9 protein-coding genes are annotated in these 15,648 nt (G+C 47.1%); 4 read left to right on the top strand and 5 right to left on the bottom strand.

The features are described from left to right. Positions 1-447, top strand: a 447-nt coding sequence (locus tag AC14M5_RS10350; RefSeq protein WP_484029585.1) for a hypothetical protein, incomplete at its 5' end; no start/stop codon positions are given. A gap of 30 nt (positions 448-477) precedes the next feature. On the opposite strand, the gene AC14M5_RS10345 is transcribed toward AC14M5_RS10350, so the two are convergent. The 4 genes from AC14M5_RS10345 to AC14M5_RS10330 all read right to left on the bottom strand — a co-directional run bounded on the left by AC14M5_RS10345 (position 478) and on the right by AC14M5_RS10330 (position 3,939). Next, on the bottom strand, positions 478-1,248 hold the full coding sequence (locus tag AC14M5_RS10345; RefSeq protein ID WP_484029584.1) for a hypothetical protein: 771 nt from the start codon (positions 1,246-1,248) through the stop codon (positions 478-480). Positions 1,249-2,078: 830 nt separating this feature from the next. Beyond that, entirely contained in the window at positions 2,079-2,543 is a 465-nt protein-coding gene (locus AC14M5_RS10340; protein ID WP_484029583.1) for a hypothetical protein, read from the bottom strand. Between the two features lie 8 nt (positions 2,544-2,551). Next, positions 2,552-2,881: a hypothetical protein gene (locus tag AC14M5_RS10335; protein ID WP_484029582.1), complete on the bottom strand. Its 330-nt coding sequence runs from the start codon at positions 2,879-2,881 to the stop codon at positions 2,552-2,554. Positions 2,882-2,979: 98 nt separating this feature from the next. Next, complete coding sequence (locus AC14M5_RS10330; protein ID WP_484029581.1) at positions 2,980-3,939, bottom strand: hypothetical protein; 960 nt, start codon at positions 3,937-3,939, stop codon at positions 2,980-2,982. A 459-nt stretch (positions 3,940-4,398) separates the two neighbouring features. Here AC14M5_RS10330 and AC14M5_RS10325 point away from each other — a divergent pair, with 459 nt between their 5' ends. Beyond that, entirely contained in the window at positions 4,399-5,649 is a 1,251-nt protein-coding gene (locus AC14M5_RS10325) for an IS110 family RNA-guided transposase (RefSeq protein WP_484029580.1), read from the top strand. Between the two features lie 485 nt (positions 5,650-6,134). Here the strand turns inward: AC14M5_RS10325 and AC14M5_RS10320 are convergent, their stop codons facing one another. Next, positions 6,135-6,680, bottom strand: a complete 546-nt coding sequence (locus AC14M5_RS10320; protein WP_484029579.1) for a P-loop NTPase family protein — start codon at positions 6,678-6,680, stop codon at positions 6,135-6,137. A 612-nt stretch (positions 6,681-7,292) separates the two neighbouring features. On the opposite strand from AC14M5_RS10320, the gene AC14M5_RS10315 reads away from it, so the two are divergent. Next, positions 7,293-10,301: a DNA polymerase III subunit alpha gene (locus tag AC14M5_RS10315; protein WP_484029578.1), complete on the top strand. Its 3,009-nt coding sequence runs from the start codon at positions 7,293-7,295 to the stop codon at positions 10,299-10,301. Positions 10,302-11,128: 827 nt separating this feature from the next. Next, positions 11,129-15,648 (top strand): NACHT domain-containing protein (locus AC14M5_RS10310; RefSeq protein ID WP_484029577.1); only part of this gene is annotated, 4,520 nt, incomplete at its 3' end.

The following is a 15,648-nucleotide window of genomic DNA, read 5'->3' as shown; positions in this document are numbered from 1 at the left end:
AATAAGTTGCGGGATAGCGAACATAGGCGAAGATCTCGACAATGGCCAGCATGGTTAAAGAAAGCTTTACCTCATGCCACTATATACGCAGGATGGAATGAGGTTGGAGTTCCTGGATTGAAAGCTAATCCTGACTCTTTAGCTTGGGGGGAAATGAATGGTGTAGAGACTCTGTTTTGGATGGAGGTAGAAAGTGGGAAGTCCTCCCGGCAGCTTATCTTGGATAAGACAGTATATCGCTGGCAAAGGGCCGCGACCTACGCTGAATACTTGGGCATTCACCTGGTTTTTGTTTTTCTGGGTCGATCCTGGGTAAGAAGTGCGGCGCGCATGGCTTTCATGTCTGTTCCCAAATCATGCGCCGTTGTCGTTGCGGATTGGTCCGCAAAAAACTTTGGACAACTGCCGTATCCCAAATGGGGCGAAGTAGTATTTGAAGCTTTTTGATAGGAAAATTATTTGTTATAGAATTATCAATTATCGAACAAAATCCTGATAAACAAAATCGATAAAGCGATACTGATAATCCTTGTTGCCAAGGTACCCTAGATCTGTCAACCCATAGCCATTGATGATCTTTGCCGCTTGTTCTTTCCCGATTCCTACCCAACCAGCTGCAGCGTTGGCCGAGATAATATTGCATACAGAATCGCTATCTTCAAAATCTCCGGCATATGCAAGACAAAGGGCCTGGATAATTGACCACGCGTTTGCATAATCCTGTTGCCCATTCTTGCTTGGTCCCGCCAAATTGATAAGGCTTCTGAAATAACTCATATCAATAGAAACCGTCATTTCGCCGTAAACATCTGCGCTGAGTAGTTCGGGCACATCGGCGCGTTTAATGAGCAGAATTTTCTGCTCCGCGGGGCGATGAAAAGCTATGTCGATGTCGTCACTTCGCAGACCGCCACGACTTTCAAATACGCTCACTGTGCGAAGTGCTAGCTCTGTTGTACTGCTTACAACTTCATTCGTTAATTCTTGGCTTTTTTGTGGTTTGAGAATGAAAATAAACGGCTGGCTCCCCTCGACTCGGATCTCTTTTACAGTTTCCAATCCTTCTTGTTCCAACTGAGAAACATACGCAATAAAAGCCTGTGTATATTCATCTTGTGCAGGCGTACTAACGACATTTGATTTTAGAACTGGCTGGACAGGTGAACGCTGATTCATGGCCACACCTATACCCAATAAAGCAACAATGAAGATAACTATAAAAACAGAAATTTTGCGATGTCGAAACATTCTGTAGATGCCTCCAGGCATATAGAAGGTGGGTCAGATTTCTGTATAAAACAATCCTCCCCAGGTTATCACTCTGGGGAGGTCGTGCTTCATGCCTAAAGCACTAAATCGCGTTCAACCTTATTATATGTACTACCTAGATCAAAAAACCTACAGCTGCTTTACAACAAGCGGGCGAGCGCAATTCCTGCTATTAAGACGTAAAATTGCCGATGATGCATAAAATCCGGTATTGGTTTTATCACTTCATATATGTCCCGATTGTTTCGTTGTGGGATGATTATAGGCACAGGAACGACCCGCCCTTGCCGCCTGTGCCTTGTCAGATATGCGGAAAAACTGGACACAAAACTAAGTATTGTCCGAACGCACGGGAAATGGGGTTTTAGCCTCCAAATATCATTTTGCGACTTAACTTACTTTTGCGCATTGGCGTCAAAGGCCGTCCATTCTGATAAATCCGACCCGTTCCCCGAATAGATGTTTTGACGCGGTTATGATTTAAGCTCTATGCCTGGAAGATTACAAAGGCGAAGCTCCTGTTGAGTATGCTTGGAGCGTGTGATCAAAATTAAGCCGTAAAGAATTGGAACTTGCCAATAAACCTAAACCAATCCACTAATCCCAACTATCCTGCCGGCGATGCAAAACTCGAAATTCAGAGCGAGTCTACAGACACGCTATGATTGCGTATAGTCAATACAGTACGCACTTATTTTTCTTGTTCTATCTTCAATAGATCTATTCAAATTGAGACTTGTTTTTTTACTTCTTCTCACCCAATAGATTCTTATCTACCAAAAACAAGTCTCAATTTTCCCTATCTTTGATTATCGGATGTGGGCAAGCATGGATCTGGCCACCACCAGCATTGCCCTTTCAGGAAATGTATTTGCGGCCTCTGCCTTATAAATAGAAGAATATGCAGATCCTTCTCTGGAAAGAAAGTCGGCGAGTTCCAGGCATAGACCGTGAGCTTCTGAGTTGTACTTGATCTGAGTGGGGGAGACGTCCACTCCGCAATACTTCCAAAACGACGAGAGACTCTTAGCTTTTTCAATCTGAAACAGAAATAAGAGATTTATCGCCAGAATAATATTTATTCCCGGCAGAGCAACGAAATCCCTGAGAATTGGATATTGCTCGGCAAGAATCAGTATTTCTTTTTTGATGATCTCTATGGCGCTTTGAACACTCTGCCGATTTGATTCGCTAATATCGAGCAAGGCATTTTCTAATGCCTGCTGCGCTGCCAAAAGATTTTGTAAAGATGCGGCGATGTGTGCGGGGATCATAACAGTGATTACCGTTCCAGCATATTTTGTGATTTCGGTTTGAAAGGTGTCCCGTCCTCATTGAATACATGCTTACGGATTTTTTTGCTTTCGCCTTTTTCAGTTCTGTGATACACGTAGGCGCAATATGCCACATCTGCCTCGTTCACTAAGCGTTTGTATTTCTGAGGTTTGGACTCGATCAGTATCGCACCCTTTTTTACCCAGGTGTGTAATGTTGTGACTGGCACCTTGTATTTCCTAGCTGCCTCGCGCATGCCGATGAAATTGGGTTTGAGATCGGCAAACTGCTTGTATTCTGGCAGACTTTCCTTTGGTGTGCGCGACTCTTCTGGCATTTCCAACTTCCTTGATTTGATTTTACCTTTTTTCCTAATCAAAAAGACCAGTTGCCCGGTCTTTTTGAGTTTGAAATGTTGTTACTAAATATAGACTGTTAATGCTGTAATTGCCCATCCTTCCATGGATCGCACTCCCCTTCTTTTGGACATGCGCGCAAGTTGTTCTCTACTGCCCATCCTGTTTGTGGCCCCCAAACCTTCCACCACACAACCCCACCGGCGCATTTTGGACCACCAATGATGTTGATCACTGTTAGCGGCGCGAGACGCCCGAGAACGCTGCCTGTAAATGGTTCTGAGCGAACAACCAGCAAGTCGTTGGGACTGACCTGCGCATCAAGACCAATGGCGAGCTTGTCTGATACGCAGGCATTTGGATTGTTGTCATCACCATCGCCATTGTTATTGCCGCTGTTATTGGGATTAGGTGTTGCTGAGATCGATCCGATTGGCTTCTTTTTACTGCACTTTTTGTTCGGGTCAGGACATGGAATTACCCATTGAGCTGCCTTGTGACCTCCTGCGGTCCAGTTGCTTAAACCGGCTGCCGATTGCACATTCAGCCACACATATCCATTATCGGCGCAAACCGGCTCCGCAAGGATCTTCACCCAGCCACCTATTTCGATGAAGCCAACAGTGGAGTAATTCTTTCCCGCTCCGGAGCGGACAAGGTTTTCGTATGGGGGGTGAAGGGAAATGTAGCCGAATGTCCCCGGTTGGAAAGCTGCGGCGTATACAGGGCACTTGCTCGATACTGCGAACGTCTCTGTGCCGCCGATCGGGGTTTGCCCGCTGGGTATCAAACTGGTCGGCGTTTCAGATGGCTCGTGCCTTACCCACCACTTGGTTTGTGTTGGCGCCGGAGCCACCGGCGTAGGGGTGGCATCCGGGTCGCTAGGCGCGTTCCTTCGGCGAGCTACGCCCCTGACCATGGAGAACAAGACGCATACGAAAAGCAGACTGAATAAGCAAATGATCACGATCCTTTGCCTGCGTTCATCCTGGAAGAAATCGCCGGGGCTGCGTAGAAATTCGGAGAGAAGTTTCAACATGTTTCTATTGATGTGCTTTCCTTTGATGTGGCGGCTTTGATGAAGCGATGACTTTATTGTACGTGTCACTTAAGGGGGGTGGTCCCTCGACCGACGCTAACCGAGATAACAAAGAAACCGCCTTTTTCTGGCGGCTTTTTATCCAAAGACTAGATGAAGTTTGTTTTGCGCCTTGATTGGCTAACGGTGTGCGTTATTAGAATGTCCTTGTTTGGGACGTGGCGTCCGCGTATCCTTAAGGTGATTCATCGCCGGGAACGCGAATGGGATGTGAGCGTTTGGGTTGTTCGCCCGCGGGTATGAGAACGATCTCATCGTAAATGAGATCGAAGCTCGCTGCGTTATTTGGACACCCGGCGGAAACTAATCTGGGACTGGCAACAGGAATGCCAGAAACCCGTATCGGTACCTGCAGCTCCAAACCTAAAATCCACGTCCCAAACACATAAGGAGTCTAGCATGAAAAAAGGACAAGATACAAGAGGTTACGAAAGGTACCTGGCGCTGGATATTCACCGGGAGTACCTCCTGGTGGGTGCCTGGAATGAGGAGAAGGAATGGGTGCTCACGCCGCGCCGGGTAAGTATCGAGAAGTTCCCGGAATGGACCAAGAAGAACATTCGCAGAGGAGATATTGTGGTGTTGGAAACGACCACGAATGTATGGACGACCTATGACATTGTGGCGCCCCTGGCGAGCCGGGTTCTCGTTGCCAATGCCGCAGAAGTAGGAGAGATCGCAGGAGCTCGAGTCAAGACAGACAAAGAAGATATCAAGCGATTGTTGAAGCTGCTTGTCGGTGGGATTGTCCCTGAAGTCTGGGTGCCACCGGTGAAGGTGAGAGAGCTGCGGGCTTTTGTGTCGTATCGCCATCGATTAGTGAAGACCAGCAGTATGATCCGTAATCGTCTGCAGAGTCTGATGCACAAGCACAACCTGCTGCTGCCAGAAGAGGGACTGGTGAACGAGTTCTGGTGGGAGGCGCAGCAAAACATCAGCTCACTCGAGAAGATGCAGATCCGCCAGGAATTGTCACTGCTGCAGGAAGTCGAAAAGCTGAAGGTGACGGTGGATGAAGAACTCCAGCGTCAAAGCACCAGTCCGACCTGGGGTAAACAAGCTCTGCAGATCATGCAGCTGCCCGGGATGGGGTTTGTCGTCGCGATGACGATCCTGTCTGCCATTGGAGATATTTCGCGTTTTGAAAATGCAAAGAAGTTAGTTGGCTACGCGGGCATCGGTGCGGGAGTGCATGACAGCGGCAAGACCCACAAGGAAAAGAAGATCACCAAAAAGGGTCGCAGGGAATTGCGCTGGGCGATGGTGGAAGCGGCCTGGCGGGCAGTGCGGATGTCGCCCTTTTGGAAGGAAGAATACGAAAAGCACTTGAAGCGCATGCGTAAACCGAATCAGGCGATCGTGGTGATCGCGCGCAAACTCCTGATCGCCATCTGGCATGTCCTGAGCAAGGAAGAGACCGACATCCATGCCAGTGAAGAAGACCTGGCCTACAAAATGCTCTTGCTCTCTTGGAGCCTGAGCGCTGACGTCCGCATGGGCTTGACGTACAAGCAGTTCGCCAAGTATGCCCTGATGAAGTTGGGTGTTGAGACCGACATCACACGCTTTGTGCGCAGGAACATTCCGAGGAGGCTGGCACCACGGGATGAAGTCCTGGCCCGCATGACTGACCTTGGTTTGACCGCCTAGCGGTTATTTGGATCGACAAACAAGATATTATTGAACCCCGACACGAAGGGCAGGCTGGCGGGGGTGGCGAAGCATTCCCTGAAGAAGAAAGTAGTTGTCTCAGGCAACAAAAAATCTGCCCAAAGAGCAAAGGCCCGATCGGCAGATTTTATTTTTAGCCCTGTGCAACTCGATCATAAAGGATCTATCTCAGCACTTGACAGGTGCAGTAATCGGTACCCGCTTGGGGTGGGAGGGTGGAGTCGCTCTCGAAACGGGATTCCGCCAAAGCCAGAAACATGCTCAAAAAACGCGCGGCCTACCCCAAGTCGGGTGCACGCTGCACGCTGTGTTGGGCCGCGGCTTGGGAAGTGCGTGCCAAAAGGTGTGTTGTCACTCCATTACCGGCAGCAATATGTCATCGGTTTGTTGGATCGCCATTATCCAAGCCCCATCGAAGTGCATACAGATCGCGAGTGGGATGGAATGAGTCTCCGTAGGAACAGCTAGATGTGGTCAAGAAACTGTCGGACGGCACGTTTGGAACGTAAAACGTGCAACGCCGCATGGCTTCCATGCCGCGCCACGATCGCCAGCTCTCGCTCGCGCTCAGACGTCCGCCCCAACCAGACGCGCCACATCAACCACCATTCATCACGCAACCGTCGCCATCCCGTATCCTCGCAGCCGTCAGGCAACTGGGTACCCTCCGGACGACGTAACCCACGCACGAATGCTCGCGCTGCGCAAAGCCACCATGGCGTGTCGAGGTACACGACCGTATCCGCTCGCTCGAGTCGTAGATCCAGCGTCTCGTGATAGTTACCATCGGCAATCCACTCCTCGCCAGCGAGCAACGTGGACTGTACATCACGCCACTCCGTATCCGACGGCTCCACCCAGCCCGGTTTCCAGAAGTGGACGTCCAGATGAATCACCGGAAGGCTGGTCTTCGCCGATAGCTGTTGTGCAAATGTGCTCTTGCCCGCACCAGCCATTCCAGTAACGACAACGCGTCGTCCAATGCGGAGCGCTGAACCGATCTCGCTCACGTAAACAACTCCTTCTCTTCCATCACAGCGGCCCAACGAGGTGTTCAGCCGCCGTTTTACCATCTAAGGGGCTATAGATTACCAGCGGCCTAAACGCCTAAAACAAAATAGGCATTAGGTGGTGCTAGGTTAAAATCAGCTGAGGAATTGCATTCATTTTAACATACACAATGGAGGATATATAATGTCAGAAAAAGCTGCACCATCCCTACCCAACATTCAGAACTCTCAACCGGATAAGACGAGACTGGACGAGTCGTCGGCCACAAGGATGTAAAGACCACTATGATCTACACCCACATATTACAAAGTGATGGATTGGCAGTTAGATCTCCCGTAAATCGGTGATGCTTTTTTAGAGAATAAATCACTGAAACCCTAAAGCGGCCTGGCTACTCTGGATTATGAGGAGTACTCGTTGCGGACCTGCGCAAAGATCTGTCGTGATGCATCGTAAGCTTCTGAGGATTCCTTGTTCTTCTGCCCCGAAATTGCTTAACATATCTGCTCTTGTGTGACAGAATTACTCTACAATTAGAGTAAAACTGGGGATAGAATTCAAACAGCCAGAAAAAAGGGGATATCGTGTAAAGACAGTTTACAATCAAGCTGATGTACATTCATCTCACCACGCATAGCGCCTTCTCCCTGCAGGAAGGGTTGATGACGCCCTCCGATTTGGTGCAAGCAGCCCGAGCCGATGGCATGTCTGCTCTGGGACTCACTGATCACAACCTGCTGACAGGCGTAATTGAATTTGCCGCGGCTTGTAAAGCAGCCAGCATCCGACCCATTATTGGTTTGGAAATTAATCTCAATGAGGGCCCAGTAAGCCTCCTGGCGACGAGCCTTGAGGGTTGGTCCAATCTTTGCAGGCTGAGCAGCGCCATTGCACTTCGAGATGATCCAGAAGCTCCATGCTCTCTGGCTGTACTCGCTTCCTACTCCAAAGACCTGGTTGCATTAAGCAGTCAGCCACAGCGACTTAGGGATGTCTTTCAAGATCGCCTGTATGTAAGTATTCAGAATCCAGGCGAGGCAAATTCTCTTTCAGAACTTGCACATACACTTTCACTGCCCTCCGTAGTAACTCATCCTGTTTATTATTTGACTCCTAATCAAGCCATCCTTCAGCGAACGCTTGCCGCAGTTCGTCTGAATCAAACCATCACCACACTCCCGAAGGAGGCAGTCGCACCACCTGATTCATACTTCATAAGTGCACAGGAAATTGAAACACGCTTCAAAGATTACCCTGAAGCACTGGCTTCGACTCTTGAGATTGCCGAACGTTGCAAGTTCGATCTGCCGATCGGCAGTTCACATATGCCAACTGTTCCATTGCCCGAGGGAGTCAGTGCTGCGCAACACCTGCGTGACAAAGCCACTCAAGGCGCAGCGAAGATATACGGGGAAATCACGCCAGCCATCCAGCAGCGGTTGGATCATGAACTGGAAATCATCTCCAAAATGGGCTTTGAACCAGTTTTTCTCATTGTGGAGGATGTACTACGATTTGCCAGACAGACTGGAGTTCCATACTCTTCACGCGGCTCAGCGGCTTCATCTCTTGTTGCCCACTGTCTTGAGATCACCAGCCCAGATCCCTTGCGTTTGAACCTTTACTTCGAACGCTTTCTGAATCCTGCGCGCACTACCCCTCCAGATATTGATATGGATTTATGTTCACGCCGAAGGGATTCAGTGATCCAGCATGTCTTTGATACATATGGTGCAGAGCGTGTGGCCATGGTGGGAACGATCAATCGCTATCGTCCCCGCTCGGCACTGAGTGATGTGGCCAAGGCACATGGACTGGAACTCTCCAAGGTTCGCGAGTTGTCCAACCAGCTGCCGCATGCATTCTGGGCACGTTTTGAAACTTCAGCCGATGGCAAATCTGCCTCTCCATTTGGGGCACTACGCACAGCCTATCCATCTCAAACCTATCAAACCATCTTTGACGAAGCCGAAGCTATTCTGAAACTACCGCGCCATCTTTCCATGCATCCAGGAGGGATCATCGTTGCCCCGGGCGCGCTGACCGATCTCGTTCCGGTGATGCGCTCGGGTGGCAAGGGAGTGGTCATTACCCAGCTGGACCTTGATGCCGTCGAGGCATTAGGCTTGGTGAAGATCGATTTGTTGGGTATTCGCGGCCTGACCGTACTTGGAGATGTTGCCGAGTTTGTACACGCAAGCCAAAGGGATCAATTTACCGATGCATTAGCCGTTCTGGACTCTACACCTGCGGATGATCCAGCAACCGCTCAACGGATCGAGAAGGGCGAAACCATTGGCTGCTTCCAGATCGAGAGTCCAGGAATGCGTGCCACATTGCGCGAGATCCATGCGCGCAGTGAAGACGACATCATGGCTGCATTGGCTCTCTATCGCCCTGGACCGCTCAGTGGCGGATTGAAGGATGCATTTGTGCGCCGTTTCAAAGGCGATGAAAAAGTAAAACACATTCATCCTGCTCTTGCACCATTGCTGGATGAAACGTTTGGTGTGATCCTGTATCAGGAGCAGGTATTACGGATCGCGCATGAGATCGCGGGATTCGATCTAGCAGAGGCGGACCTGCTGCGGCGCGCGATGAGCCATTTTGATCCCGGCAAACGCATGCAGGATTTGAAACGAAAATTTATGGACCAGGCACAGGAAAGAAACGGGGTGCCATCTGAAACGGCGGAAAGGATCTGGGAAATGATGGCAGCATTTGCTGGCTACGGCTTCCCCAAGGCTCATGCCGCCTCCTATGCAAAAGTGGCCTGGCGCTCTGCATGGTGCAAATCCTATTTCCCGGCAGAATTCATGGCGGCAGTGCTTGCCAACTGGGGTGGATACTACAGCCAGCGTGTCTATCTTAGTGAAGCAAGAAGAATGGACTTGAGTGTTCGTCCACCGCATATCAATCATTCAATGAATAACTTTTCGGTCAAGAAGGTGGATGACTCGCAGGAACACGTGCTCTTTATGGGATTGGACCAGGTCAAGGAATTGACCAGGCAGACGATCCAACGCATCATCCACCTTCGACCTTTTACTTCCCTGGAGGATTTCCTAACGCGTGTTGATCCACGCGCGCAGGAAGCCAGGACTTTGACCGTGGCAGGCGCGCTTAGCGGGCTGGGAACAATTCCGTCCATCCTGAAGCGACTGCAGAACGGTGGATGGCAACAAAATCAGATGAGTCTATTTGAATGGACGGATCCGGGAGAGGAAGACTGGACCCTCCAACAAAGGGTAAACGCACAGGTGGAGATTCTAGGTATCAGTCTGGATGCTCACCCTCTTGAATTGGTGTCAGAGAAAATCAAAGGAACAGGTGCGATCTCTACCCTGGATGCAATCGCAAGGATCGGGCGCAGGGTGACGGTTGCGGGTGTTAGGCAGACTTCCCATCGCAGCCGAACGGCAAAAGGCGAATCGATGTTGTTCCTGACCCTGGAAGATCTCCATGGAACGCTGGATGCGATTCTGTTTCCAGATGTTTATCGCGTTGCCAGATCCCTGTTTGATTCAACAATGCCATTATTAGTCACAGGTGTAATGGAGATGGATGTCGAACGTGGTGAACCCTTCTTAAGGGCGGAAAAAGTTGTTTCGGTGCGATGAATCAAAGAAATCGATCAGTAAAGAAACTTAAGCATGATGATAAATGACCTTGTCAAGACCTGATTGAACGGTTACAAAATCTCGCGAGACACTTGAGATGACCAAAACAAAAATAAGGGTAAAGAAAAAGCGCCAACCAGATTGTAGGATTTTGCATCCGTACAGGATGGGCGGGGATAAACGCATCCTGATTGATGCTGCCTCGCGTCAGACCATCAAGCAACTTTTTTCTCTCCGGAACGCTGGTGCTCGCATTAGTGAGCTGCTCGAGGTCGCGCTCGTATGCCTTCCCCTTGCCGATGGCGGCCGGTGGAACGAGGAACGTATGAATACCTATCTTGGGGATCCCATCCACGCCGGCTACCACTTGAAGGGGAGGGGGAGAAGTACGTTATGCCCCGGCTCAACTTCTCTGATCCTCCTATAAGCCTTGAGTGCTGGCTGGAGTGCAATCCCGTAGTCCGTAAGCGCCCCATCCGGCTGGAATAGTCGTAACTACTCGCTTTGCATTGAAAAAGGTCATTCTGTTGCGCAAAAAGACTATGTTCCTGTTTATCTTTTACGTTTTTGCACTTTTTCTTTTCACTGCAAAATACCACTACAACTCTTAATTCCAACGGTGGAATGAGATTACTTGTTTGGGCAAATCGGCACCACAGCGTCGGTCCAATTGGTGCTTCAAATTCAAATGTCAAGGGCAATTTTGGAAGTGGACTCAATGGGATTATGCAAGTGCTTGTATACTGCGATTCGGTCGGATAGCGCATTAACCCTTGAATAGGAAAAGAGCATACACTGTTTCTGGGAAGAACGGAGCGGCTTTGTAAATGCTGGGCAGCCGAGCTGTCCCTAATATTAGATTGTCATCCTTCTACCTAGGCAGATCTATTGAGAATGTTGGGGCTTCTTTGCTGAAAGCCCTTGAATCTATACTTTTTGATATACTAAAGGCGAACATTTTTTCTAGTTATTACATCTTTGTTCTAATACAATTTATTGACAGCGGCACCACAGTATCAGCCGGCTTTGAAACCTATGTCGTAGTAAAAACGTATCCAATGCACCGAAAACCCATCTTTCTAACATTAATACTACTTGGAAGCGCGTTGTTGCTGGCCACTATCACATTCTGGCTTGATTCATTAACATCAACTGAACCCGATGGGTTGGGACAACAAATACTCAAGTGGGCAACTACACTCATTGATTTTGTCGTATGGATTAGTGCCTATATCGTAAACAAGAAGGATAATGCTAAGTCAGCCGGCATTACTGTCTCTGGTGGCTCTCCAATTATTCCTACCGGAGATAATAATCGCATTATTCAAGTAAATAACGGAAATTTTATTGAAAATCAAGAAGTTAATATAAACATTAACCCGCCTTCACAGGAAGAACTTGAGAAACAGAAACGTAAATACGAACTACGAAACAAACACGAATTTGAGGCGCCAAGATATTTATACAGGCCAATACAAGAGACAGTCGCTGAATTCCAAGACAAATTGGAAAGGTTATCCGGAGGCTATATTGGTGTTTTGGGTCCGCCTGGATCAGGAAAATCTACCTTTTTAACTCAAACACTTCGAACGCTACCGATTAGGTCAATTCGATATTATGCGTATGTCCCTGACGCACAAGACCCCTCGGTTTTGCGTGGGGAATCCATCAATTTTTTTCACGATACCACATTACAAATTCAGAGATTAAGAAATAGCCATGAAGATCGCCCTGACCCAACAGACAGAATAGCATTAAACGAATTTTTTTATCAACAGCTTGCCTTATTAGGTAAAGATTATGAGAACAGTAATACGAAAACTATTATCTTGGTCGATGGATTGGACCACATCGCGCGCGAGCAACACCCTGGTCGATCGTTAATAGAAGATCTGCCATTATCAAGTGCTATTCCAGCAGGTGTATATATAGTTCTAGGTAGTCAAACAAGAGAATTACCCAATTTACCTGTAGGTGTTCAAAACATACTTTCCCAAAATGAACGAGTGATTTGGATGGGCAAGCTATCTCCACAGAATGTTTTCGAAATTGCCCATCAAACATTGCCTGAAATCTCAAACGACTTTGATCAAAAAATCTATCAAATTGTTGGCGGTCATCCATTATCCTTAATTTATCTCCTGAACTCCCTTTTTCAATCCGAATCTCCGGATGATTATGCAGAAATACTTGAGGGAGCCACAGCTTATAGGGGGAACATTGAAGATCAATATTTTGCCCATTGGAAGAAGATTGAAAATGATCTGGAACTGGCAGAATTTTTGGGTTTGTTGGCTAGAATCCGAGGTCCCATTCCAATCGACTGGGTTGCAAAATGGGCGCAAAAGCCGTTACTGATGAAATTACGAGGGATCTTTGGCCAATATTTTTCGAGTGATAGCTTAAGACGATGGGAGTTTTTCCACAATAGTTTCCGAATATTCCTCGAAGCCAAGACAGCGGATAATTTGCCCGGTCGAAGCTCTGCACAGATTGACCAAGAATTCCACCTCAAACTTGCCCAATTGTACGAAAAGTCGGAGGTCCCGTACAAGTGGGAGACTCTTTACCATTATTACAAGGCTGGCGATCACAAGCGTGTCATTGATATTGCACAATACGCGTGGTTCAGGTCACAAGTTGAAGCATTTCGTCCAATCGATGCAATTGAGACCGACGTAAGACTCGCCACTAAATCAGCAGGCGAGCTATTGGATGCGGTTGCTCTTATGCGTTACACATTGAGCGGCGCTTCTTTGCAGCAACGCTCAGATGCATTAAAAAACACTCAGCTTCCACATCTCCTAATCGAGGCGGGAAAAAGTGAATTAGCAATAGACTATGCAAGAGATGGGACAAGGCTGAGATTGGAAGATCGGGCAGCCCTGTCTTTCGCCAGACAGCTATATATGGTCGGTTTAAAGCGAGAGGCAATTCGTACATTCGAATTGGCTGAACCATTAGAATATCTTTCTGGACGTCCGATCACTGGAGGTCATGATCAGCCACAAAATTTGCATAACTTACTTTCGGAATGGGTAGAAAGTGCAAGTTTAATTCGGGGCTCTGTTGAAACAATTAATACTATCCGACGTATTCAAAAGGAACCAGCCTGGAATGATGATGATAAAAATTTATTACAGGCGAGTCTGAGCCTACAGAATTGGCTACTGTACATTGGAGCATTAAGTTGTTGCAAACGGGAAGACTGGAGTGGCTGGACAGATTTCTATAGAGCTCTAGATGAGAAACGAGATTATGAGCTTCGTTATTACATGTTACTTCGAACAATCGAACATTTGCGTAGAATCGACAAGAGCGATCGTGCTAAGAGTTTGTTTCAGGAACTTCTTGAAATTACTGAACCTCTTTCTTTTGGCACAGGACGCCATCAAACATCAAATCTTTTGTCGGTTGCCGAATCTGCCTATTTTCTTGGTACCAAAGATGTTGTGAGCACTGCAAAAACATGGTTAGCCAAAACAACGATACCGCCATTAAGTGATAGAGAGGTTGCCAGCACAGATAACTCACCAAAATTGTTTCTTTTGCATTTTCGGTACGCCCGCTTGAAGTTCATTCTTGAGGACCTACTCAATCCTGAAGATCTTCTCCAAGAATCAGAAGCTCAAACAGTTTTTGGAGATTATGAAGATGATGAGACAAAATTAGCTAGAAGGCAGCTCGCGTTAATTGCATTTAGCTTGGGAAAATTATGGGCTAATGGTGAACTTCTTCATGAAGATGATTCAAGCGTGTTTCTCAATAAAACGAAATGGATCTTTGATCTGATTGAATTGGGCTGGACATCCCAAACAGCAACTTTTCGTCTCGAAACTGAAGGGGTAAAAACGGAAATCTCAAAATGCATTGTAGCTTGCGCGGCCAAATATGGACATGAAACATTACGTGTAGTGCAGCAGGAATTCAGTGTCCGTTGGAAAAATATGCCCTCGGTTTGGTGGGCAGATATTCTGCGTGAGACTATCGTGACTCTTGTAGAATATTTGAGTGATTATAAGTGGGCCAAATTCCAGCTGCAATCTATCGAAACAATTATGTTGCAAGATTTGGATGTATTCAGCCGTGTCAAAGAATGTGAAAAACAGGCAAATGCTTGGTTAAGAATAGGGGAACATCAACTTGCTTTGTTAACCCTGGATCGCCTAATTAAAACTGCCAGAGGGATTTACCACGACGAAGATTATCAATTAATTCGATGGGCTAGGTGGCTTCGCAATACAAACTTGCAGATGAGGTCGAATTCGCTAGACCAAATTCAGAACTTTATAAACCAAGTTATTAGCGTTGAAAACAATGCGCCTGGAACAGATGATGCGCTTCATGTTTGTTTGCAGGCTATTTTTGATTTGGATCCTCAAAAAGCAGTATTGATTTTCAAACAACTATTGGAACAAAAGTCAATTAAGCATACGGATGGATTATGTCATTTACTGTTGGCTGCCTTAGATTTAGAAAATCCGCCTATCATGGAAGTATTCCAAATAATCCAAAATCTTATCTTGCCATTTGAGAGAGATTCTCCCTCGGCATTAATAAAGCAATTCATTGTTGTTACTAATTCTGTTCTTGGGAAAACTGCGACTCTTGAATTGGCCCAACAATTGGTAAATCAAATTGAAATTTATGTGCTCGCTAATCAGAGATTTAGCTGGATTAACGATGTCGTTGAGGGTATAACCGCTGCTGGTATTCTCCCGAATTCTTTAAATATTAGCGAAGCCGGTTTTCAAAGGCATTCCGATAATTATGAAAGCACTTTAGATCATAGCCTCTACTTACAGACCAGCGAGAAACTGAGTCTGGAAGAGACTTATAAATTGGTTTCCAATGCTGAAGATCTAAAGGACTACCTTGAACGTGAAGATAGGCAACGAACAAGTTATTTCGAATGGCATAAACTAGCAATTCATCTTGTCATCAATTCGTCTTCCCGAGACGAGGTATGGAAGGTTTGTGAACTCGCGGAAGGTCGTATTAAGGATTACACCCGAGAAACGTATCTCAGTAGTGTGCTTCTCAAGGCGAGTACTCGATTGTTTGAAATGGGTCATATAGAGGAAGCAAAGGATGCCGTAGATAGAGCATTAGCTCTCACGAGACCTTCAGGTTGGGCAATAAACTGGGACGGGGGAGTTAAATATGAAATTATGCAACAAATGATTACAGTAACGGGCGAAACGGCAAGAGAAAAACTTGTGAGATTGTATGCGCTGGATTTGAGCGAGCGATTCCCCAACCCTGAACAAATAATAAGATATGGGGAGGATCTAGCAAAAATGTTATTTAGGAATATACCTTATCCGATTATCTGGCTCGATGTTGA

It is taken from the genome of Candidatus Villigracilis sp. (assembly GCF_057083605.1).
Note: the sequence above shows the minus strand (reverse complement) of the source record. Positions and strands in the feature narration are given on the sequence as shown.